This window comes from Paraburkholderia phymatum STM815 (assembly GCF_000020045.1).
Classification (GTDB): domain Bacteria; phylum Pseudomonadota; class Gammaproteobacteria; order Burkholderiales; family Burkholderiaceae; genus Paraburkholderia; species Paraburkholderia phymatum.
The window spans coordinates 2,759,656-2,782,184 of the sequence record NC_010622.1 but is presented as its reverse complement, the minus strand read 5'-3'; the positions used below and the strand labels follow the sequence as shown (position 1 = coordinate 2,782,184).

The following is a 22,529-nucleotide window of genomic DNA, read 5'->3' as shown; positions in this document are numbered from 1 at the left end:
GTGCGTACATGCTGACGGACCAGAACAATCCGACGAGTGCGGCAGAACCGGCAAACGCGTTGCCCCCCTGCACGCATATCGTGCCTGTGATTCTGGCAGGCGGATCGGGCACGCGGCTGTGGCCGATGTCGCGCGAAAACTTTCCGAAACAGCTGATCGGCGTAGTCGGTTCGGAGTCGCTGCTGCAGGACACCGTGCATCGGATGGAAGGCTTCCCGGCCGGATGGGACGTGTCGCAGGCGCCCATCGTCGTGTGCGGCGAAGAACATCGTTTCGTGATTGCCGAGCAACTCACGCACAACGGCTGCACGCCGCGCCTCGTCGTCGAGCCGGCACGGCGCGACACGGCGCCCGCGCTGACGCTGGCAGCCGCGCTCGCATGCGCGAACGGCGACGACGCGATTCTCGTCGTGATGCCGTCCGATCACGCAATCGCCGATGTGCCCGCGTTGCAGCGCGCGCTCGAGGTCGCCGCGCGCCACGCGCAACGCGGTTCGATCGCCACGCTCGGCGTGCCGCCGCGGGCGCCGGAAACGGGCTTCGGTTATATCCGCGTCGGCAGAAAGCTCGACGACGAGGCGCGCGAGATCGACGGTTTCGTCGAAAAGCCCGCAGCCGAACTCGCGAAGCAGTATCTCGCACAAGGCACCTACTGGTGGAACAGCGGCATCTTCATCGTGCGCGCAAGCGTATGGCTCGCGACGCTGCAGTCGCTGCAGCCCGACATGCACGCGGCGTGTCTAGCAGCGTTCGTGCAAGGGCAATCGGACGGCGCCACGTTGCGTCCCGCAGCCGACGCGTTCACGCGCTCGCCCGCCGATTCGATCGACTACGCGGTGATGGAGCGCCTCAATGCATCGGCAGGCTGGACCTCGGCGGGTGTGGTCGTGCCGCTCGACGCGGGCTGGTCCGACCTCGGCTCGTGGGATGCCGTGTGGGCCGCGCAGCCGAAAGACGAAAACGGCAACGTCGCGCGCGGCCGCGTGATGTTCGAAGGCGCGGTGTCGAGCTATGCGCATTCGGAAGGGCGCCTCGTCGCGTGTGTCGGCACGACGAACGTCGTCGTCGTCGAAACGGCCGATGCCGTGCTCGTCGCCGACCGCTCGCGCGTGCAGGACGTGAAAGGGCTGGTCGCACGCATCAAGGCGCAGAAGGCGCCCGAGGCCGACGCGCATCGCAAGGTGCGCCGCCCGTGGGGCTTCTACGACTCGATCGATCAGGGCGACCGCTTCCAGGTAAAGCGCATCGTCGTGACGCCGGGCGCGAAGCTCTCGCTGCAACTGCATCACCATCGCGCGGAGCACTGGATCGTCGTGCGCGGCACGGCCCTCGTCACGCGCGGCGACGAGCAGTTTCTGCTGAGCGAAAACGAATCGACCTATATCCCGCTGGGCGTGCGGCATCGGTTGGAGAACCCGGGCAAGGTGCCGCTCGAAATCATCGAAGTGCAGTCGGGCTCGTATCTCGGCGAAGACGACATCGTGCGCTTCGACGACACCTACGGACGCTGCGGGCCGACCAGTTAGGACGCGCGGCGGCGAAAGACGCCACACCCGTAGAGCAGGTAACGAACGACGAATGGCAGGGTGAACGACATGCGGGATTTACAGGACTTTTTCGCGCGGGTAGCCGACGTGGCGCTGATTCTGCTGGGCGCCGTCGTCGCATCGCAGATCCGCTTCGACGAATTCTCACAGCGCGGCTTCTACGACGCGTTCGTACTGTTCTCCGCGGCATTTGCGCTGGCGATGTTCCCGGCGTTCGGGGTCTACGCATCGTGGCGCGGCCGCTCGAAGCTCGCGCTCGCCGGCCAGGTCGCGCTGGCGTGGCTCGTCGTGCAGGGTTGCGCGCTCGCGCTGATGTATTCGCTGCATCGCATCGATATCGTGTCGCGCCTCTGGTTCGCGTACTGGACGGCGATGGCGGGCGGCCTGCTGATGGCGTGGCGGCTGATCGCGCATGCCGTGCTGGCCCGTGCGCGGCGTGCGGGCTGGAACCTGCATCAGGTGGCCATCATCGGCAGCGGCGGACACTGCGACCAGATTCTGCGCCGCATCGAATCGCAGCCGGCTACGGGCTTCCGTGCAACGGCCGTATTGAATACCCATCCTGAGGACTCGCCGCTGACCAACCAGCGCGTCACCTGTTTCGACTCGCAGCAGGCTTTCGCCGACTACGTGCGAAGCAACGACGTGCATGAACTGTGGCTTGCGCTGTCGCTGACCGACGAACGCACGATCTTTCGCATCGTCACCGAGTTCCGCAATGACCTCGTGAACATCCGCTTCATGCCGGACGTGCGCAGCCTCGCGCTCTTCGATACCAGCAGCGTGATCGAACTGCTCGGCGTGCCCGCGATCAATCTCGTCGCGTCGCCGCTGTCGTCGCGCGCGCTGTTCAAGAAGGACCTGTTCGATCGCGTGTTCGCCGCGGCTGCGATCCTCGGGCTTGCGCCGCTGCTGATCGCGATTTCGATTGCGGTGAAGCTGTCGTCGCCCGGCCCGGTGTTCTTCCGGCAGAAGCGCAAGGGCGCCGACGGGCGCGTCTTCACCATCTACAAGTTCCGCTCGATGCGCGTGCACACAGAGGAAGCCGGCAAGGTCAGCCAGGCGACCAGGGGCGATCCGCGCATCACGAAGGTCGGCGCGTTCCTGCGCCGAACGAGCCTCGACGAATTGCCGCAGTTCTTCAACGTGCTGCGCGGCGACATGTCCGTGGTCGGGCCACGCCCCCACGCACTCGAACACGACGATCTTTATCAGAAAGTCGTGGCCGGCTATATCCACCGCTACAGGATCAAGCCGGGCATCACAGGTTGGGCGCAAATCAACGGGTTTCGCGGCGAAACCGACCGCATCGAAAAGATGGAGCGGCGCGTTGCGCACGATTTGTATTACCTGGGGCACTGGACGTTCTGGCTCGATATGAGAATCATCGGCGCCACGATCGTCAAGGGCTTCATTCATACCAACGCGTATTGAGACGGGAAGCAAGCCAGTGAAAAAGGACCAAGCTCCCCTGTTAGGAGGAACTGCCATGAAGCAGCGATTTGGATTGGGTGTAGGTGCACCATTACTGCTGTCGGTTTCAGTGCTGCTCTCTGCATGCAGCATCGTGCCCGGACAACGGATGGTCTCCCCGCCCACGCTGCCCGAAACGGGCGGCGAGTACAGCAGTGATCCTGAACAGAATGTTCAGATCCCTGTTACCGACATCAATCTGAAGCTGGTGCGGGACATGAAGGGCCAGACGACGGAACTGAACCAGCAGATCGCCGGGCTTTTCAGTACCAAACCCCCCTCCTACAAACTCGGGCCGGGCGACGTGCTGCAAATCACCGTGTGGGATCACCCGGAACTGGCGGCGGCCCTGGGCCAGCCGGCGCAGAACGTGAACAAGGGTGACCCCGGTCTCGGCTTCCTCGTGGATGCGGACGGCAACATCCAGTTCCCGTACGCGGGCACGATCCACGTGGGCGGCAAGGATGCGGCCACGGTGCAGAAGGAGTTGTACCGCAAGCTGAGCAACGTCTATTCGAAGCCCGAGGTGACGGTGCGCGTGTCGTCGTTCCGTTCTTCGCAGGTCTATGTGGACGGCGAGGTGCATGCGCCCGGACCCGCCCAGGTCAACGACATTCCGATGTCGCTGACGGAGGCGATCAACCGTACGGGCGGCTTCACGCCGAACGCCGATCAGAGTCACGTCGAACTCACGCGTGACGGTCACACGTACAACATCAACGTGCCCGACCTGATCCGTCGCGGCAAGGCGCCGACGTCGATCTATCTGCAGCCGGGCGACCTGCTGCGCGTCGGCGGCCGCGATGAATATGGCGTGTATCTGATGGGCGAAGTGAACCGGCCGGCGACCATCCTGCCGATGCGCGACGGGCGCCTGTCGCTCGCCGAAGCCTTGTCGCAGGCGGGCAGCGTGAACCCGAACACGGCTTATGCGAAGCAACTGTTCGTGATCCGCAACTCGATGGGCGACAAGCCGGAGATCTATCACCTCGACGCCACGTCGCCAACCTCGATGCTCCTTGCGAACCAGTTCAACCTGGAGCCGAAGGATGTCGTCTACGTCGACAACAACGGTCTCGTGAAATTCAACCGCGTGCTGTCTCTGCTGTTGCCGGCGATCAACGCTGGCGTGACGGCGGCATTGCTCGCGAAGTAGTAAGCGGCGGGGCATGCGTTGCGCGCTTTGCATCAGCGGGGATAAGGGCGCGCAACGCTCTCAAGAGTGTTGGTCTTTGATGGATCACGCAAATGGCTATCAACTTTGACAATCGCTATACGGACGTCAGTTCGGACGAGATGCATCTGACGGATTATCTGCAGGCCATCGTCGCGAACTGGCGCTCGATTCTGCTGATTACGCTGGCCGTCACGGCACTGGGGACCGCCTACGCCTTCCTTGCGACGCCCGTCTACCGTGCGGACGTTCTGTTCCATGTGGTCGACAAGTCCGAAAACAACAACAAGCAGGACGGCCTCCAGCCCCTCACGGGGATGTTCGACACGAAGCCCTCCACGGCGGCCGAAATCGAGCTGATGAAGTCGCGGCTCGTGACGGAAGAGACCGTCAAGCAGCTGCACCTCGATATCGCCGCGCGGCCGCATACGCTGCCTTTCGTCGGCGGGCTGCTGGCGCCGCTGATGAGCGGCAAGTGGGGCATCAAGCTGCCGCCGTCGCTGCAGCTGCCGAGCTACGCGTGGGGCAACGAGAGCATCAAGGTGTCGCGCTTCGACACCGCCAAGGACATGTACGACAAGGACTTCACGCTGATTGCCGGCCAGAACGGCGACTTCGTGCTGAACAACCCGGACGGGGTCGCGATTCTCGAAGGCAAGGTCGGCGAAAACGTCGTGCGCGAAACGCCGGCTGGCCCGATCGCGCTGCGTGTCGACGAGATCGTCGGCGCGCCGGGCACGCGCTACGAGCTGACGCGTGCGTCAACGCTGACGACCGTCGAGCGTTTGCAAAAGGCGATGGATATCGGCGAGTCGACGCTGCAGTCGGGTGTGATCCGCGCGAGCCTCGAGGGCCAGAATCCGAAGCTCACGGCCGACATCATGAACAGCATGGCGCGCGAGTTCATCCGCCAGGATGTCGAAAGCCGTTCGTCGGAGGCCGAGCACATGCTGGCGTTCCTCGACCAGCAGCTGCCGCAGCTGCGCAAGGAACTGGACGCCGCCGAGCAGCGCTACAACACGTTCCGCAACCAGCACGGCACCGTCGATCTGAGCGAAGAAAGCCGGCTGCTGCTGCAGCAGATCGTCGACAACAAGACCAAGCTCGTCGACCTGCAGACGCAGCGCGCGGAGATGTCACAGCGCTTCACCGCCAATCACCCCGCCGTGGCCGCGCTCGACGCGCAGATCGCTTCGCTGCAGGGCAATCTGTCGAAGATGGGCAAGAGTGTGCAGACGCTGCCCGACACCGAACAGACGGCGCTGCGTCTGTTGCGCGACGTGCACGTCGACACCGAGCTCTACACGAACCTGCTCAACAGCGCGCAGCAGCTGCGCATCGCCAAGGCAGGCCAGGTGGGCGACGTGCGGATCGTCGACTTCGCCGAAGCCGCCGACGACCCCGTGCGTCCGAAGCGCCTGATGGTGATCCTGATCAGCTTCGGCTCGGGTCTGTTCATCGGCATCGTGTTCGCCTTCGTGCGCAAGACGCTGTACGGCGGTGTCGAACGTCCGGACGAGCTGGAATCCGCACTCGGCGTGCCCGTCTTCGCCGTGGTGCCGCGCAGCGAGCAGCAGATCCGCCTGCAGCAGGACGTGATGATGCGCCGGCGCGGCCTGCACGTGCTCGCCGAACAGGCGCCGCAGGACATCGCGGTGGAAGGCGTGCGCAACCTGCGCACCTCGCTGCAGCTGACGGTCGACGACAAGCAGAACAACGTCGTGATGCTGACGGGCTCGCGCCCGGATGCCGGCAAGTCGTTCCTGTCGGTGAATCTGTCGGCGCTCGTCGCGTCGACGGCCAAGCGCACACTGGTGATCGACGGCGACATGCGGCGGGGCGACGTGCACTCGCACTTCGGCCTGCAGCACCAGCCGGGTCTTTCCGACGTGCTGCGCGGCGGCGATCTGCAGTCGTCGATCCAGCGCGAAGTGCTGCCCGGCCTCGACGTGCTGACCAAGGGCTCGCTGCCCTCGCATCCTTCCGAACTGCTGATGAGCAAGCGCTTCGAAACGATGCTCGAGGAACTCAAGAACCAGTACGACCTGATCATCATCGATACGCCGCCCGTGCTCGCCGTCACCGATTCGACCGTGATCGGCAAGCACGTGGGGACGACGTTGCTCGTGATTCGTCACGGCCGCCATCCGGTGAGCGAACTCGCGGAAACTGCGAAGCGCTTGCGTAACGGCGGCGTGAATTTGCAGGGGGTGTTGTTGACCGACGTACCGCAGGCGGGCGCGTTCATCGGCTCGGGTTATCGAGGCGGCTACTACGGCTACGAGAGTATCGCAGGCTGACAGCAGCGCATGTCCGGCAGGGCGGCAAGGGAGCACCCGCGGACATCTACACGAACTGGTGCAAGGGCTGGGGGCCGCGCACAGGCCACAACCCGGCCGACACAGGAGAATACGATGACTCAGAAGGTTGCCTTGATTACCGGCATTACCGGCCAGGACGGCTCATACCTGGCCGAGCTGTTGATCGACAAGGGCTACGAGGTGCACGGCATCAAGCGTCGCTCGTCGTTGTTCAACACCGACCGGATCGACCACCTTTACCGCGATGTGCATGACCCGGACCAGCGCCTGCAACTGCATCACGGCGACCTGACGGATTCGACGAGCCTGCTGCGCATCATGCAGCGCGTCGAGCCCGACGAAGTCTATAACCTCGCGGCGCAGAGCCACGTGGCCGTGTCGTTCGAGGAACCCGAATACACCGCCAATGCCGACGGACTCGGCACGCTGCGCCTGCTCGAAGCGATCCGCATCTGCGGCTTCGAGAAAAAGACGCGCTTTTATCAGGCATCGACCTCCGAACTGTATGGCCTCGTGCAGGAAGTGCCGCAGCGCGAGACCACGCCGTTCTATCCGCGCAGCCCGTACGCGGTGGCGAAGCTGTTCGCGTACTGGACCACGGTCAACTATCGCGAAGCGTATGGCATCTACGCGTGCAACGGCATTCTGTTCAACCACGAGTCGCCCGTGCGCGGCGAGACCTTCGTCACGCGCAAGATCACGCGCGCAATTGCACGCATCGCGGTCGGCCTGCAAGACCAGCTCTATCTGGGCAATCTGTCCGCGCTGCGCGACTGGGGCCACGCGCGCGATTACGTCGAAATGCAATGGATGATGCTGCAGCAGGAGCAGCCCGAAGACTTCGTGATCGCGACGGGCGTGCAGTACAGCGTGCGCGAGTTCGTGCAGCGCGCGGCCGCTGAACTGGGCATCACGGTGCGTTTCGAAGGCAGCGGCGTGCACGAAGTGGGCATCGTCGAACATGTCGAGCGCCGCCATCGCGCGGAAATGCGTGTGCAGCCTGGCGATGTGATCGTGCGCGTCGATCCGCGCTACTTCCGCCCGACGGAAGTCGAGACGCTGCTTGGCGATCCGTCGAAGGCGCAGCAAAGGCTCGGCTGGACACCCGCCACGCCGTTCGAGGCGCTCGTGAAGGAAATGGTGCTGTCGGACTACCAGATCGCGCGGCGCGATGCGCTCGTCACGCTGGCTGGCTTCAAGGCGCTTGAACATCACGAGTGATGCCCATGAACAAAAATGCACGCATTTTCGTCGCGGGACATCGCGGGATGGTCGGCTCGGCGCTCGTGCGCAAGCTCGACGCGAGCGGCTATCGCAACCTCGTCACGCGCACGCATGCCGAACTCGATCTGACCGATCAGGCCGCCGTGAACCGCTTCTTCGAGTGCGAGCAGATCGACGTCGTGCTGCTCGCGGCGGCGCGCGTCGGCGGTATTCTCGCCAACGCGACGCAGCCCGGCGAGTTTCTCTATGAGAACCTCGTGATCGAAACCAACGTGATTCACGCGGCGTATCGCGCGAACGTCGACCGGCTGGTGTTCTTCGGTTCGTCGTGCATCTACCCGAAGCTGTGTCCGCAGCCGATCCTCGAATCGTATCTGCTGACGTCGGAACTGGAACCGACCAACGACGCGTACGCGATCGCGAAGATTGCCGGCCTGAAACTGTGCGACGCCTACAACCGCGAGTACGGCACGCGCTATGTCGCGCTCATGCCGACCAACCTGTACGGTCCGAACGACAACTACGACCTCAAGAACAGTCATGTGCTGCCGGCGCTGATCCGCAAGGCGCACGAGGCGCGCCTGCACGGCGACCGGTCTTTGATCGTGTGGGGCAGCGGCACGCCGCGCCGCGAGTTCCTGCATGTCGACGATCTCGCGGCGGCGACGCTGTTCGTACTCGAGCACGACGTGAATACGGGTGTGTTCAACGTCGGCGTCGGCGAAGACCTCAGCATTCGCGAACTCGCGCAGACGGTCTGCGATGTGGTGGGCTTCGAAGGCGATCTGCAGTTCGATGCGAGCAAGCCCGACGGCACGCCGCGCAAGCTGCTCGATGTGTCGCGGCTGGCGGCGATGGGCTGGCGCGCGAGCATCGGGCTCGCGGAAGGCATCGGCAACACCTATCGCGAGTTTGCCGCCCGGTATGACGAGAAGTACGGGGACAAGCATGGGGAGACACGCGCCGCGCCTTCGTTCGCGATGGCTGCGCGTGTCTGATGCGCCGTTCCTGGTGACGGACGTTGCCTGGGACCGGGATTAGGGCGACGTCCGTTCTTTTTGCAAGGGCAATCGACAGATTCGACCGAATGAGGACTGCAAGAACATGAGCGCGTCAGTCACGATCTTCCACAACGTTGTGTGGTCACGGCACAAGGGCGCCGTGTTCTCCGCGTTGCACAACATCTCGGCATCGGGGGCGATCCGCTATTCGATGGTGCAGATCGCGGACACGGAGCATGATCGGATCGGTTTTTCGGACGTCGACTATTCGTTTCATCGTTATCCGATGCACAAGCTGTTCGACGGCTGCTACGAGGACGTGCCGCGCTGGCGTCTGACGCTGCGCCTCGTGTGGGAAGTGCTGAAGGCGAAGTCGGATCTGATCGTGCTGCCCGGCTATCACCGCCCCGAATACTGGGCGATGCTCGCCGCGTGCATTGTGACGGGCAAGCGGCGTGCCGTGTTCTGCGATTCGACCGCGCGCGACCGTCCAAAGCGGCTCATCACGTCGATTCCGAAGCGCGTGTTTTTTTCGCTGTGCGACGGCTACTTCGGTTTCGGCGAGCGCAGCCGCGATTATCTGATGTCGCTTGGGGCGAAGCGCGAGAAGATTTTCATTCCGTGCCAGGCGGCCGCGCTGCCCGTCACGTTTTCGCCGGAGCGCGCGCTCGCCGAGCGTGTGCGATACCGCGCGGGCAACCCGAATGTGTTTCTGTACGTCGGGCGGCTGTCGGAAGAGAAGGGCATCACGACGTTGATCGACGCGTTCGCCGGCATCGCGAAGCGCCTGTCCGATCCGCGATTGCGCATCGTCGGCACGGGCCCGCTCGAACGCGACTTGCGCAAGCGCGTGACGGACCTGGGCCTCGACGGGGCGATCACCTTCGTCGGCAGTCTTCAGGACGAGCCGCTGTCGCGCGAATACTACGGCGCGACCTGCATGGTGCTGCCGAGCCGAAGCGAACCCTGGGGGCTCGTCGTCAACGAGTCGCTCGCGCACGGCTGTCCCGTCGTCGTCAGCGAGAGCTGCGGGTGCGTGCCCGAACTCGTGCACGAAGGCGAGAGCGGCTACGCGTTCACGGCGGGGGACGTGGCAGGCCTTCAGCGCACGCTGCTGAAGGCAACGGAAGCATTCGCCGATGCGCAAGCGTCGGCTCATCGCTGCATGGACGTGATACGGCGTTTCGATCCGCCGTCAGCGGCGGCCAACATTGCGCGCGGCTGCGCGTTGATGCTGGGCGCCTGAGATCGGAGAAGGCACGCGCGGCCTGAATCACGCAGGTCGGGGCCGCGTCGGTACGGGGAAGGCGTAGCGCTGTCCGCTGCCGCATGACGGACACACGTCGTGGAAGTCAACTATGAAAATCCTGATCTATGGCCTCAACTACGCGCCCGAGCTGTCGGGTGCGGGTAAATATACGGCCGAGATGGCGCAGATGCTGGTGGAGTGCGGTCATGACGTTCGCGTTATCTGCGCGCCTCCGTACTATCCGGACTGGAAAGTCGCGCAGGGCTACTCGATGTGGCGCTATCGGCGTGACGTGATGCGCGGGGTGCACATCTGGCGCGCGCCGTTGTGGGTGCCGCCGCGCCCAGGCGGCCTGAAGCGCATGGTGCATCTGGCGTCGTTCGCGCTGGCGTCGCTGCCGTTGCTCGCACGGCAGATCGCGTGGCGGCCCGGCGCGGTGATGCTGATCGCGCCGACGATGGCCTGCGCCCCCGGCGCGCTGGCGCTCGCACGCGTGACAGGTGCGAAGGCATGGCTGCATATCCAGGACTACGAAGTGGATGCCGCCTTCGATCTCGGCCTGTTGAAGAGCGCGCGCGCCGCGCGCATCGCATACTGGATCGAGCGGCTCGTGCTGAAGCGCTTCGACGTGGTCTCATCGATCTCGAACCAGATGGTGCGGCGCGCCGTCGCCAAGGGCGTCGATGCGGACAAGACCGAGTTTCTGCCGAACTGGGTCGACACGCGCGACATCTTTCCGCTCGGCCGCGTCAGCGAATATCGTCAGACGCTCGGCATTCCCGCCGACAACACGGTCGTCCTTTACTCCGGCAACATCGGCGCGAAGCAGGGCATCGAAACGCTCGCCGACGCAGCGGCCGCCCTCGTTGCGCGCAACGACATCAGCTTTGTCTTTTGCGGAAATGGCGCAGCGCGTGACGATCTCGTAAAGCGCTGCGAGGGCTTGTCCAATTGCCGCTTCCTGCCGTTGCAACCGTCGTCGTCGCTGAACGAACTGCTGAACGTTGCGGATATTCACGTGTTGCCGCAGCGCAGCGACGCGGCCGACCTCGTGATGCCGTCGAAGCTGACGGGCATGCTGGCGAGCGGCGCTGCGGTCATCGCGATGGCGCGGCCCGGCACCGGGCTCCATGAGGCAGTAGTGAACAACGGCGTGGTCGTGCCGCCTGAAAACACCGCTGCGCTCGTCGACGCGATCGCGGCACTCGCTGCCGATCGCGAGCAGCGCGCCGCGATTGGCGCCGCAGGGCGGCGCTATGCGGAGACGATGCTGTCGCCGCTCTCGACGCTGCTCACGCTCGATACGCGTCTTGCGCTGCTGACGGGGGGCGATGCGTCGGGTGCCAAGCCGGTCGCTGCACCATTGACGAATGCGCCGATCCTGCCTGCTCGCGTCGAGGAGTCGGAAGTGGAGTGACGAGCGCCGGGCACACTGACACCGGAAAGAGAGAAGGCCGCATGCGAACCGTCACGGGACGGTCGCATGCGGCCTTCGGCTTTTGCATGGCTCAGATTGCTGCCTACCAGGGAGACTTGAAGACGTCGCGCCCCGCGCGTTGACTGTAGGGATCGCCATACACCGCCGTTGCCGCGCCGCCCCCATCGGCAGCCTTCACCGGGCCGCCGCGCTGCGCGGCGCCGCCCGCCGCCGCGCCGCCGCGAGCGGGCCGCCGGATCGCGCCGCCTGGTGCGGCTGCCGGACCGTCGCCACCCGCCGCTGCCGCTGCCGGGCCGCCTGCCGTTTGCGTGTTGGGCTTCGCCGCACGCATGCGCTCGGTGTTGAGCAGGGAGTCGCGCTGCGCATCGGGTGTCGCGCCTTGCATGTTGTAGCCACCGAGCGCCATCGACGGTCCGCCGAGCAGACGCTGCGCGTCTTCCTGGGTACGCTGCGCGGCTGTCCTGGGCGCCGGCGCGCCATTGCCATCGTTATTGCCGTCGTTATTGCCATTCTTCGCGGCGTTCTGCCCGTTGCCTTGCGCGGCGTTGTTCTGCGCATGCGCGTGCGGCATCAGCGCGAGCGCCGATACGAGCGCGGCGGACACCAGCAGCACGCGCGAGCGCAGCCCGCCGCGCGGCGCCGAATGCGCGCGCGCCGTGGCCTGCCGCGAGCAAAGATGAGCAGCCATGGTCGTCGTCCTCCTGCACACGTCATCACCCTATGCTGCCATGTTGATACGGACACTCTGCATCGATCCGCCAAAGTGCCGCACGGCACGGACAGCCGTCGTCCACGCGCGCGCGTGAGCCAGATAATCAAACGACAGGGCGCGCAACGTCCGGCCTGGCCGCATAACGGGATGAAGAGCCAGCGATGCGCCTCCATCGATTGGAGAACACTATGGATAACACGTTCGGCCCGACCCTTGGGCGGGCAGCGGACGGCCAGGACGCGCGGATGAAAGACCAGCATGCCGCGCGCGCAACCGAGGCCGCTGTGCCGCCCGATTCGCCCCTGCACGATGCTTCCGGTGCGACCCAGCCGCCCGGCCGCGTGATCGACCTGAGCCTCGCGGGCAAGGGCAATTACGTCGCGTCGCGCGGCTTTTTCACCGAGCTGATCTGGTTCTTTGTCGAAGCCTGCGTGCTCAATAACAAACTGCTGCCCGTGTCGTCGGTGCGCGTCGCGTTGCTGAGGCTGTTCGGCGCGAAGATCGGTGCGAACTGCCGCTTCGTGCATCCCGTGCGTGTGAAGGCGCCGTGGAACCTCACGGTCGGCGACAACTGCTGGTTCGGCGTCGACGTGTGGATCTACAACCAGGCGCCCATCCGCATCGGCTCGAACGTGTGCATCTCGCAAGGCAGCTTTCTGAGCGCGGGTTCGCATGACATGCGAACCAACATGGATTTGCGCGTGGCGCCGATCGTCATCGAAGACGGCGCGTGGATCTCGTCGAAATGCGTCGTGCAGATGGGCGTGACGATCGGCCGTTCGGCCGTCGTGACGCCGCTGTCCGTCGTGCACCGTTCACTCGAGGCGGAAGGTGTGTATGGCGGCAATCCGTGCCGCTTTATCCGCAAGCGTTTTGACGCGGATGGGGGGTGCGTCTCATAACATTCGCAGGATGCATGGTTCTGTCTGCCGGAAGCGCGAAGTTGGCGGATGAACTGCATTACGCGGAGCCATCATCCTACGTAAGCACTGGCTGGCGCGGGAACGCACTATGCGGTCTGCGGCGCCCTGCTCGTGCACGACCCACAGGGCGTTGCTGCATGATGAGCCTGGCTCGCATGCGCGGCGGGGGGCCAGAACGGACGCTGCTTCAGGCGGCCGTACAAGGTGCGAACAGAACACAAAGCTGGGAGCAGGGGATGTTGATCGATACCCGCAGTGTCGAACAGGGCGTCGCTGTGTCGACGACGGTATGCATCATCGGGGCTGGCGTCGCGGGTATCACGCTCGCGATGGAACTGGATCGCGCGGGCATCGATTGCTGCCTGCTCGAAAGCGGCGGTTACAAGGCCGACGACGAAACGCGCGATCTCTATCGCGGCGAAAACGTCGGTATCCCCTATACCTTCGCGGACGGCTGCCGAAGCCGCTATCTGGGCGGCAGCAGCAATTGCTGGGGCGGCTGGTGCCGGCCCCTCGACCCGTGGGACTTCGACAAGAAGGACTGGGTCGCTCACAGCGGCTGGCCGTTCGGCCTGGAAGAACTCGCGCCGTACTATCTGCGCACGCATGCGCTGCTCAAGCTCGGCCCGCACAATTTCGATCCCGCGTGGTGGGAACAGCAGATCAACCGCCACGACGTGCGCCGTTATCCGCTGATGTCGGGCAACGTACGCGACACCGTTTCGCAATTCAGCCCGCCCGTCCGCTTCGGCAAGGTGTATCGCGAAGTGTTGCGGCGCTCAGAACGCGTGCGCGTGTTCCTGTACGCGAATGTCGTCAACATCGACACCGATGCGCAGGCGACGGAAGTCACAGGCGTGGATGTCGCGACGCTCACGGGCAAGCGCTTTCGCATGAACGCGAAGGTCTTCGTGCTGGCGACGGGCGGCATCGAGAATGCGCGGCTGCTGCTGGCGTCGAACAAGGTGCAGGCGGCGGGTCTCGGCAACGGCAACGACCTCGTGGGCCGCTTCTTCATGGATCATCCGCGCCTGATGACGGGCACGGTGAAGTTCTCGAAGGCGTGGTCGCGCAACAAGCTGTACGACATCAAGTACCACTATCAGAACCCGGTGGTCGCGGCGCACGGCACGCATATCTCGTCGCAGTTCGCGCTGACGCACGATGTCATCAAGCGCGAAAAGCTGCTCAATTCGCGCGTGTGGTTCTTCTCGCGTTTCTTCGGCGAGGGCAGTGCGGGGTCCGAAGCGCTGATCCGCTGCCGCGAGGCACTGCATCGCAAGGAGCAGCCGGGCCGACGCGCGCGCGACGACTATCTGACGATGGCCGCGCATCCTGTCGATACCATCGGCTTCGGCCTTACGCGCCTGCTGCAGTTGCGCGCGCTGATCTCGGACGTGAAGCTGCAGGCGATCGTCGAGGCGGAGCCGAACCGCGACAGCCGCGTCACGCTGTCGGACCGCAAGGACAGTCTCGGCCTGCCGCGCGTGAAAGTGGACTGGCGGCTCACCGAGCTCGTGCAGCGCACCTTCGACCGCACCTTCCAGCTGCTCGCCGACGAGCTGAAAATGATGGGTGTCGGCGAAGTCGAACTCGACGAACCGTTGACGGGCCGCTCGTCGTGGCCGGCGAAGCTCGAAGGCACATGGCATCACATGGGCACGACACGAATGCACGATTCGCCGCGCGAAGGTGTCGTCGATCGCGACTGCAAGATGCATGGCGTGAGCAATCTGTACGTGGCGGGCAGTTCGGTGTTCCCGACCGTCGGCGCGAACTTCCCGACCATCACCATTTCGGCGCTCGCGCTGCGGCTGGGGGAGCATATCGCGCAGCGGCTCGGCAAGCCCGATACGGCGACCATCGTGCCCATCGGCGAGGCGGCCGGCACGCGCTTTGGCGGCGTGGCGAGTGCGGAGCTGGACAAGCTGCCCATCGCGGCACAGTCGCTGGTCAGGGCGGGCGGCAACGAAGCGATGTGAAGCGGCGGCCCGTCCTTCGCAAGAAAGACCGTGCGCTATCAGAAGCGGTAGCGCCATAAAAAAACCCGCGATGCAGATCGCGGGATTTTTCTTTGGCGCGCATTCTGCGTCTCTCGCCGCGCGCAAAAGCGCGCAGCCGCTCAACTCACCGACGGCTCCCTTTGCGCCGGCGCCTTCGATACCTTCGACACCATCGCCGCTCCTCCCGGCGTATTCAGCGACGACTGCTGATCGCCGGCGCGCGCAGCCGCCGCGCCGACCTGCGGCTGCAACAGCGCGGTCAACGAATCGACCATGCTCGCAATGCCGAAGCGCGCATCGAAGGTTTTACGCGCCTGCTCGCGCATGTTCGCCTTCGCGGCAGCGTCGAGCGAATGCCAGTTCAGCAGATTGCGCTGCGTGCCGTTGATCGTATCGCTGGAGACGAAACCCGCCCGATCGTTCTCGACCTCGCGCCACACGCCGACCTTGTCCGACAGCAGCACGGGCAGGCCGCACGCCAGCGCCTCGGCGACGGCCACGCCGAAGTTCTCCTGATGCGATGGCAGCGCGAACACGTCGCTCGCATAGAAGGCGCCCCATTTCAGGTCACCCTGCAGCATGCCCGGCCACGTGAGCCGCTCCTCGATTGCGCAGGAGCGCGCGAGCGCCCGCAACGGCCGCTGCCAGCCCGTCGCATCGGGTCCGGCGATCACGAGATGTGCGTCAGGGTCGCGCTGCGCATGATCGGCGAACGCGTGAATCAGCAGATCGCAGCCCTTCTTCTCGTGAATGCGTCCGAGAAACAACACGATCCGCTTGCCGCGCAACTGGGGGTACGTGCTCAGGAACACTTCGCGCAGCGCCTGCGCATGCGGCGGCGGCGCGTTGGTGCCGAACGGCACGACACGCTCGTTCGCGCGATACAGCCAGAACGACTGCCGCGCGAGCAGCCGCTCTTCCTCGGTCGTGAAGATCACGGCGGCCGCATCGCGCAGCACGCGATACTCGGCCCACGGCCAGTACGCCCATTTCTTCAGATGCTTGAGCGGATACGTGCGCTTGAAATACGGATCGAGCATGCCGTGCGTGTACACGTAGTACGGCACCTTCGTCGCGCGCAGCGCGCGCCATGCGCCGAAGCCGTGGTATTGCCACAGGCCGTGCACGATCACGGCGTCGAAGCGTGGCGCTTCGCGGCGCAGCCACGGCGTGTAGCCGGGCGTGAAGCCGTAGTCATTGCGGCCCGGACCGAGCGCATGCACGGGCAACGGGAAGTCGCGCACATACGGCGCATCGGCGGCATCGAGCGACACGACCTCGATCTCATGGCCCAGCGACGCCATCGCGACGCCGCTCTGTCGTACACCCTCAATCGGTCCGCCTGCCCGCGGATCGACTGTCGAAAGTAGATGAAGAATTTTCATTGGCGAATAACACGGCGTAGTGCGAAAAGGGCCGGCGCTGCCGGGCGATGAAGCGAGGCCATCTGCGTGATGCGCGTCATGCACCTGGGTGCGTTCACGCGGACGCCGGCATGCCTCGTTGACGCAGATCGCGCGCGCGGTCCGCATCGTAGCTATCGGAGCCCGACGCGTCCCGCAGCGTGCCGCGCGACGAAGCGGCGGCAAACGGTGCGGGGCGCGGCGGCTGCGTGGGCGGTGGCGTCGGCCGGTGCCGCGCGACGGCGACTGCCGCCGATTGCGGCGCGACCGGCTCGACGCGCGAGCGCGCCTTCGAATCCAGCTGTCGATGCAGACGGCAATACGTGGCGACCGCGAGGCCGAGCGCGACGCCGAACACGAGTCCCGAGAAGCGCGGCCCGAGCGGATTGCCGCCGATCGACGTTGCGGGCAGCGCGGCGAGCAGCAGGATCGAGCGTCCAAACACGGGCAGCAGTGGTGCGCCCGGGGTGCGTCCGCGCCATCGGCGGTAAGCCCTGGCGCAATGCCACAAGGTCACCAGCACCGCCAGCGGCAACCCGATGCCGAACAGCAGGCCGCCCGCGAACAGCTGATAGATCCAGAAGTTGTGGCCCGCGGCCCATTCGTGGATTGCGTAGAAATCCTTCGCGCTGATCGTTCCCGCAAGGTCGGGCAGATACTGCGGCGAATAGTGATAGTAGTGGCCGTAGCCTTCGCCGAGCAGCAGCGATTGCGTCGACGAGGTGACCTGATCGACCTGATCCTTCATTTCAGCGAGGCGCGTGATGGTGGTCGGATCCTTGCCCGTCTGCGTGTTGGCCGCCACCGTGAAGCGCTGCATCCAGTGTTCGCTGACGGACGGCATGCTCCAGATGGCGACCGCGGCCATCGCGCCGAGCACGACGCTCACGATGAACACGCGCAATGCGGAGCGCAGCAGATAACGCAGCGACGGCGCGCTCATCCATGCCGCCATCAGGAACAGCAGCACGGTACCCACCAGCAGGCTGCGCGTGACGCTCAGCAGCTCGACCAGCACCGTGCCGAGAAACACGGCGAGCATGAACGGCGAAAAGCGCCGCGCCAGCACGAACTCGTGCAGCAGCACGCCTTGCAGTCCGAGCAGCGTCACAGAGACGATGCGAAAGCGCACGTCGGCGATTCCGCCCAGGCCGCCGCCCGTCGCGATGCCGAAGATAAAGGTAAAGACGAGACAGATCAGATTCGCCCAGAAGAGCGCCTTTTCCATCTGCCCGATGCGGTTTTCGTGCCACGGGTGGCAGGCTAATGCGTAGCCGAGAAGAAACAGCAGAAACGGCAACACGACGCGCAGATAATTGCCGAAATCGTTGCCTTGCACGAGTTGAGAAATCAGACTGCCCGGCACGCTGAGCATGAGGCAGACCGTTACGAAGCGGCGCAGCGGGGAAGCGTCGCGAAAGCGCGGCGCGATGAAGATCAGCGCGAGCGCGGCGGCGAGCGTCGGGGCGACGAGCAGAACCTGCGCGGCGTGGCCCGAATCGGCATCCGGCGCCTTGTAGTCGAGGGCGAGCGGGCACAAGCACATCCAGATCCACAACGTAGCGTACTTGTTGCGCATCGACGATTCTCCCCTTCCCGGTGCGTTCGTTCATCGTGTCAGCGGCGCGCGCCACTGTTCAGTCTGAATATAAATGGACGGCCTGGCGTCAAGCCCGGGGCAGGCGTAATACGCCTGGGTTCTGGCGGGGTCGCACGATGCGGGCAAATGCCCGTAGTCAGACGGTTTGGCGGGGTCCGCCAGGCTGTCCGACAAGGACAGCAACTTGGCGCACGGGTGCGCGCTCAAGCTAGCAACATGGCTGACATATCGTGCGAAAACGTGCCGTGGCGACGACGCCACCCGCAGCAGCACGTGGCGTGCGCTCAGGCATCACAGAAGGCACGACATGGCAACGGTTCTGCGCGTGGCGGCTCACAAACAAAGACCAGCAAACGACGTCGAAGGGGAACAGGCATGAAGCTATTCGGCAGCGCGCAATCGATGATGCGGGGCAGGTCGGTCGAGCTTGACTTCGTGCGTGGCATCGCAATTCTCGCGGTGATGGGCTACCACTTCCACGTGAATCAGACGGGCAGCGCGCTGATTGGGATCATCGAGTATCCGCTGAAGAACTTCGGCCGCGAAGGTGTGAACCTGTTCTTTACGCTGAGCGGTTTTCTCGTCGGCGGGCTGCTGCTGCGGCAATATGCGGAAAAGGGTCACGTCGATGCGCGCCGCTTCATCGTGCGGCGCATGTTCAAGATCTGGCCTGCGTATTACGTGCTGATCCTGTTTCATTCGGTCGTCGGGCGCCATCCCCTCGATACGTTCCTCTGGCAGAACCTCACGCACTTGCAGAACTACTTCGGCACGTCGATTTCGCAGACGTGGAGCCTTGCCGTCGAAGAGCACTTCTATCTGTTCCTGCCCGCCGTGCTGCTGCTGTTTGCGCGCTGGAAGATGCGCGCCGGTTCGATCATCGGCGTGCTGGGCGGCATCTGCGTGGTTGTGCTGATTGCGCGCTGCCTCGAAGTCGCGGGCGGCGATCTGCAGGCGGCGTTCTTCTATACGCAGTACCGGATCGACAGCTTGCTGTACGGCGTGATTCTCGCCGCCATCTACTGGATGAAGCCCGACGTGTATCAGGGGATCGCGAAGCGCACGGGATGGCTGCTTTGCGTCGTGGCCGTGCTGGTTGCGTGGCTCGTGCTCGCGACGAAGCACGAACCGCTCGACGAAAGCATCGGCTACACGATCCAGGCAATCGGTTTTTGCGCCTTCATCGTGCTGATGCTCGAGCACTCGGGCAAGGTGCGCGATTCGTTCGCGTATCGTGCGGTCGCGTGGCTCGGCGTGTACTCGTACGGCATCTACCTGTGGCACTCGCTCGCGCTCGCGCCCGGCGACATCGTGATCCGCAAGGCGACGGCGCTCGGCTTGCCCGCCGCGGCGATCTGGTTCGTCGCGCTGGCCGCGCAGGCTGCCATCGCGATCATCGCGGGCTACGTGATGACGCGCGCCGTCGAGTACCCGTTCCTGCGTCTGCGCAACGCACTGTTCCCGGCGAAGCGCAATGCATCCGTGCGAGAGGAAATGCCCGCCGGCGGTCAGCTGTCCTGATTCAAGCGCTGTTTCCAAGTCTGCTGTAAAGCCTGCTTCAAACACTAGTTCATGCTGCATAGTGCCGCACGCAACGCGTGCGCGCGGGTGGGCCAACCATCGGGCCCGCAAGGGGAGAACTTGCGTGAGCTACACAGGAACGCCGACATGGCTTGACCGCATCGGCAGCCGCTGCTTGCGGCGCGCGAGCGCGGCGGGAACGGCTGCTCCGTATGCGCCGCCGCCCGCGCTGACGTCGAGCGCCGCTATCGCGAAGCTGGCGGGACACCAGGATGCGCGCGTCGCCGCGCTCGATGCCGGCCGCGCGCTCGCTATCGTCGGTGTGATTCTCGTGCATCTCGCGCTCTTCATGCCCGCCTTGCCCGCATGGCTGCAGGCCCTTGCGGACATGGGGCAATACGGCGTCCAACTGTTCTTCGTGATCAGCGCGGCGACGATCATGCTGACGCTCGAAGAGGAAACGAAGCGCTTCGGCAACGATCGAGTACTGATCGCGCGGCGCTTCTACGTCAAGCGCTTCTTCCGGATCGCGCCGCTGTATTACCTCGCGATTGCCGTCTATTCGTTCGGCAATTATCTGGCGGCACACTTCAATACCCAGATCACGGCGCCGCACGACGTATCTGATGTCCTTGCGAATTTTCTCTTCATTCACGCGTGGCTGCCGGGTGCCGTGAACACGGTGGTGCCGGGCGGATGGTCGATCGGTGTGGAGATGTGCTTTTACCTGTTCGCGCCGCTCGTCTTCAGCGCGACGCGCACGCGGCGTGGACTGTGGCGCACGTCGCTGGTGTTGCTGGCGTGCAGCGCCATCATGCTGACGGCGGCTGCCTGTGCCGGCGACGTCTGTACGGTTGAGAACAATTCCTTCCTCTACTACTGGCCGCCGACGCAACTGCCGTGCTTCGTCGTGGGCTTCATCTTTGCGCGTTACGGCAAGCGGCTGTTAATGAACGACGGCATCAGGCTGTCGAGGGTCGGCAGCGCCTGTGCGCTGGCTGCGTGCGCCGGGTTTCTCGCGCTGCTGTACGCGACGGGCTCCGGACTGGGTCTCGCGCATTGGCTCGCGCCTACCGTCGCCGCGTGTGCGGCCGTCGCGTTGCTGCTCCTGCTCGCGCAATTGCCGCGCCGCTATCCGGGCGCGCGTATCGTCGCCGCGTTCGGGCAGAACAGCTACGGGTTGTACGTCTGGAGCTTCGTCGCGATCCTGATGGTGCGCGTCGCATTGAAGACGCCGCTCGAGGCCCTCGATCATCGCGTGCCGGTGCTGGGCTTTGCGAGCGCCGCGCTGTTCGCGTGCTGTGCGAGCTACGTGGCCGCGCGCATCAGTGCGGCACGCATCGAGAAGCCATGCGCGCAATGGGCGCGACAGGTGCTGCTGCCACGCGTCGCGCGTGCGAAGGGAATCGGGCGGGTGGGTGGCGAGACGTCCGAATGAGCGGTGGAATCGAACGCTGACACGGCGGGTGCATGACGGCAGCGACGCGCGCCGTAGCGTCAGACGCGCGTTTCGATTGCCGCGGTGATCGACTGGCGGAGCGTTTCCTTGAATTGACCGAGCGTGTTTCGTGCGAGCAGATGATCGAGCGGACGCTGATACTTCTCGCCGCGCTGCCATTTCGCTGCGATGTCAGCGAGCGCGCGCTTGATCGAATCCGCCGACAGATCGTCGAGACACGGCCCGAGCTGCCCGTCGCGGCAGAACCAGCCGATCAGCCCGTCGCTCGTGGCGACCACGGGCTTGTCGAAGCGGTACGCCTGCACGAGCACGCCGCTCATCCCATAGTGGCCCTTGTAGCCGAGCCAGACGACGTCGCACGCGGAGAACAGGTCGCGCTCCATTTCGTTCGAAATGAAACGGTCGAGGATCACGGGTGCGGGTTCGAGAATCGGAATGAACGCGCGCATGAAGCCGCGGATCTCCTGATCCTGTTCGCCCGCGAGCAGCAGCGTCGGTGCGTCTTTCATGCCCGCGAGCGCTTCCACCAGTTCGCAAATGCCCTTGCGCTCGCTGATCGAGCCGTAGACGAGCAGATAGCGGCCGGCGGGATCGAGGTCGAGACGCTCGCGCGCCACGAAAGGATCTTCTGCCTTCGCATCGGGGAACGGATCGGCGACATAGCGCACGGATGCGCCATGCCTGGGTTTGTCGCGGCCGATCCATTCGGGCAGCGTCGGATCGATCGACAGCAGCGTGCGCAGTCCTTTCGTATGCACCGCGCGCCGGAACAGCAGCGATTTCAGTGTGTTGACGAGCGGCCGCCCCGGCGTGCGCACGCCGACCTTGCGATGATGGAACGTCGCGCGCATCGTGATCGCGATCCACGGCGCGCGGCCGAACGGCGTGCCGAGCAGCGGCAGCGCATGAAAGAAGTAATCGACATACGGCACCACCACGAGACGCACCCGTTCGGCGTGCTTGACGGAGTCGTAGGCGAGCTTGAAGTAGGCGTGAAACCGTGCGTAGCTGATGCGCTTGAGCCCCCGGCTTTGACGCTGGTTATCGGCATCGACGAAAGCGATCTGCAGATCCTCGCGCCGCGCGGCCATGATCTCACGCGCGAGCCGATGATCCTCGTTCGAGTTCTCGGTCACGACGAGACATGGATAGCCCGCTTCGAGGCAGGCCTGCGCGATCCATTCGACATAGCGCCACCGATGTCCGGTGAAGTTCGGCTCGATGATGACGACATAGCCGCGGCTCGCGGCATCGGCGATGGGGGCTTCGAAGGGGACGAGATGGGTTGCACGTTCCATAGCGATCGTAAGGAGCAGCCGTGCTTTCACCTTAGCATTACGCCTTCGCCGGGAACCGACAATTTCGCCATTTCTTTGGCGAGAACAGACAGCCGCAATCGCGCCGTTGCCGAATCTGACTGATAGATGGCGTCCGCGTGCGGATGCGGCGAGTTACCTTGAGGGACGGCGTGCGTGAGCCGG

The 22,529-nt window shown here is 64.7% G+C and carries 16 protein-coding genes; 12 read left to right on the top strand and 4 right to left on the bottom strand.

Going from position 1 to position 22,529, the window contains the following annotated elements:
* Positions 1-8: 8 nt before the first annotated feature.
* From BPHY_RS12560 to BPHY_RS12525, 8 genes are all read left to right on the top strand, one after another.
* Complete coding sequence (locus BPHY_RS12560; protein ID WP_012401852.1) at positions 9-1,526, top strand: mannose-1-phosphate guanylyltransferase/mannose-6-phosphate isomerase; 1,518 nt, start codon at positions 9-11, stop codon at positions 1,524-1,526.
* Between the two features lie 69 nt (positions 1,527-1,595).
* A complete protein-coding gene (locus BPHY_RS12555) occupies positions 1,596-2,981 on the top strand; it encodes an undecaprenyl-phosphate glucose phosphotransferase (protein WP_012401851.1) in 1,386 nt (461 codons plus the stop codon).
* Positions 2,982-3,036: 55 nt separating this feature from the next.
* The gene (locus tag BPHY_RS12550; protein ID WP_012401850.1) at positions 3,037-4,176 is read left to right on the top strand and encodes a polysaccharide biosynthesis/export family protein; all 1,140 of its coding nucleotides are present in this window, start codon (positions 3,037-3,039) and stop codon (positions 4,174-4,176) included.
* 92 nt (positions 4,177-4,268) lie between these two features.
* Complete coding sequence (locus BPHY_RS12545) at positions 4,269-6,494, top strand: polysaccharide biosynthesis tyrosine autokinase (RefSeq protein ID WP_012401849.1); 2,226 nt, start codon at positions 4,269-4,271, stop codon at positions 6,492-6,494.
* Between the two features lie 114 nt (positions 6,495-6,608).
* The gene (gmd, locus tag BPHY_RS12540) at positions 6,609-7,736 is read left to right on the top strand and encodes a GDP-mannose 4,6-dehydratase (protein ID WP_012401848.1); all 1,128 of its coding nucleotides are present in this window, start codon (positions 6,609-6,611) and stop codon (positions 7,734-7,736) included.
* 5 nt (positions 7,737-7,741) lie between these two features.
* Positions 7,742-8,737: a GDP-L-fucose synthase family protein gene (locus BPHY_RS12535; protein WP_012401847.1), complete on the top strand. Its 996-nt coding sequence runs from the start codon at positions 7,742-7,744 to the stop codon at positions 8,735-8,737.
* A 106-nt stretch (positions 8,738-8,843) separates the two neighbouring features.
* Positions 8,844-9,986 carry a glycosyltransferase family 4 protein gene (locus BPHY_RS12530; RefSeq protein ID WP_012401846.1) on the top strand — a complete coding sequence of 381 codons (1,143 nt, stop codon included), beginning with the start codon at positions 8,844-8,846 and terminating at the stop codon, positions 9,984-9,986.
* 112 nt (positions 9,987-10,098) lie between these two features.
* Positions 10,099-11,406 (top strand): glycosyltransferase WbuB, encoded by a 1,308-nt coding sequence (locus tag BPHY_RS12525; protein ID WP_012401845.1) that lies wholly within the window; start codon positions 10,099-10,101, stop codon positions 11,404-11,406.
* A gap of 103 nt (positions 11,407-11,509) precedes the next feature.
* Here the strand turns inward: BPHY_RS12525 and BPHY_RS12520 are convergent, their stop codons facing one another.
* On the bottom strand, positions 11,510-12,115 hold the full coding sequence (locus BPHY_RS12520) for a hypothetical protein (RefSeq protein WP_012401844.1): 606 nt from the start codon (positions 12,113-12,115) through the stop codon (positions 11,510-11,512).
* A gap of 212 nt (positions 12,116-12,327) precedes the next feature.
* Here BPHY_RS12520 and BPHY_RS12515 point away from each other — a divergent pair, with 212 nt between their 5' ends.
* Together BPHY_RS12515 and BPHY_RS12510 are read left to right on the top strand one after the other, a co-directional pair.
* Positions 12,328-13,041 (top strand): DapH/DapD/GlmU-related protein, encoded by a 714-nt coding sequence (locus BPHY_RS12515; protein ID WP_012401843.1) that lies wholly within the window; start codon positions 12,328-12,330, stop codon positions 13,039-13,041.
* Positions 13,042-13,298: 257 nt separating this feature from the next.
* The gene (locus tag BPHY_RS12510) at positions 13,299-15,044 is read left to right on the top strand and encodes an FAD-dependent oxidoreductase (RefSeq protein ID WP_012401842.1); all 1,746 of its coding nucleotides are present in this window, start codon (positions 13,299-13,301) and stop codon (positions 15,042-15,044) included.
* Between the two features lie 140 nt (positions 15,045-15,184).
* On the opposite strand, the gene BPHY_RS12505 is transcribed toward BPHY_RS12510, so the two are convergent.
* Both BPHY_RS12505 and BPHY_RS12500 read right to left on the bottom strand, forming a co-directional pair.
* A complete protein-coding gene (locus BPHY_RS12505; protein ID WP_083775867.1) occupies positions 15,185-16,450 on the bottom strand; it encodes a glycosyltransferase in 1,266 nt (421 codons plus the stop codon).
* Between the two features lie 94 nt (positions 16,451-16,544).
* The gene (locus BPHY_RS12500) at positions 16,545-18,047 is read right to left on the bottom strand and encodes an O-antigen ligase family protein (protein ID WP_012401840.1); all 1,503 of its coding nucleotides are present in this window, start codon (positions 18,045-18,047) and stop codon (positions 16,545-16,547) included.
* A gap of 396 nt (positions 18,048-18,443) precedes the next feature.
* Between BPHY_RS12500 and BPHY_RS12495 the strand changes: the two genes are divergently transcribed.
* Together BPHY_RS12495 and BPHY_RS12490 are read left to right on the top strand one after the other, a co-directional pair.
* Positions 18,444-19,589 carry an acyltransferase family protein gene (locus BPHY_RS12495; RefSeq protein ID WP_012401839.1) on the top strand — a complete coding sequence of 382 codons (1,146 nt, stop codon included), beginning with the start codon at positions 18,444-18,446 and terminating at the stop codon, positions 19,587-19,589.
* A gap of 124 nt (positions 19,590-19,713) precedes the next feature.
* Entirely contained in the window at positions 19,714-21,027 is a 1,314-nt protein-coding gene (locus BPHY_RS12490; protein WP_012401838.1) for an acyltransferase family protein, read from the top strand.
* 59 nt (positions 21,028-21,086) lie between these two features.
* On the opposite strand, the gene BPHY_RS12485 is transcribed toward BPHY_RS12490, so the two are convergent.
* On the bottom strand, positions 21,087-22,346 hold the full coding sequence (locus BPHY_RS12485) for a glycosyltransferase (protein ID WP_012401837.1): 1,260 nt from the start codon (positions 22,344-22,346) through the stop codon (positions 21,087-21,089).
* Positions 22,347-22,529: the final 183 nt, after the last annotated feature.

Coding starts and splice junctions, on each gene's coding strand:
- BPHY_RS12545 (WP_012401849.1), top strand. CDS start 4,269: ATGGCTATCAACTTTGACAATCGCTATACGGACGTCAGTTCGGACGAG.
- BPHY_RS12515 (WP_012401843.1), top strand. CDS start 12,328: ATGGATAACACGTTCGGCCCGACCCTTGGGCGGGCAGCGGACGGCCAG.
- BPHY_RS12550 (WP_012401850.1), top strand. CDS start 3,037: ATGAAGCAGCGATTTGGATTGGGTGTAGGTGCACCATTACTGCTGTCG.
- gmd (WP_012401848.1), top strand. CDS start 6,609: ATGACTCAGAAGGTTGCCTTGATTACCGGCATTACCGGCCAGGACGGC.
- BPHY_RS12520 (WP_012401844.1), bottom strand. CDS start 12,115: ATGGCTGCTCATCTTTGCTCGCGGCAGGCCACGGCGCGCGCGCATTCG.
- BPHY_RS12535 (WP_012401847.1), top strand. CDS start 7,742: ATGAACAAAAATGCACGCATTTTCGTCGCGGGACATCGCGGGATGGTC.
- BPHY_RS12555 (WP_012401851.1), top strand. CDS start 1,596: ATGCGGGATTTACAGGACTTTTTCGCGCGGGTAGCCGACGTGGCGCTG.
- BPHY_RS12560 (WP_012401852.1), top strand. CDS start 9: ATGCTGACGGACCAGAACAATCCGACGAGTGCGGCAGAACCGGCAAAC.
- BPHY_RS12485 (WP_012401837.1), bottom strand. CDS start 22,346: ATGGAACGTGCAACCCATCTCGTCCCCTTCGAAGCCCCCATCGCCGAT.
- BPHY_RS12495 (WP_012401839.1), top strand. CDS start 18,444: ATGAAGCTATTCGGCAGCGCGCAATCGATGATGCGGGGCAGGTCGGTC.
- BPHY_RS12525 (WP_012401845.1), top strand. CDS start 10,099: ATGAAAATCCTGATCTATGGCCTCAACTACGCGCCCGAGCTGTCGGGT.
- BPHY_RS12500 (WP_012401840.1), bottom strand. CDS start 18,047: ATGCGCAACAAGTACGCTACGTTGTGGATCTGGATGTGCTTGTGCCCG.
- BPHY_RS12510 (WP_012401842.1), top strand. CDS start 13,299: ATGTTGATCGATACCCGCAGTGTCGAACAGGGCGTCGCTGTGTCGACG.
- BPHY_RS12530 (WP_012401846.1), top strand. CDS start 8,844: ATGAGCGCGTCAGTCACGATCTTCCACAACGTTGTGTGGTCACGGCAC.
- BPHY_RS12505 (WP_083775867.1), bottom strand. CDS start 16,450: ATGAAAATTCTTCATCTACTTTCGACAGTCGATCCGCGGGCAGGCGGA.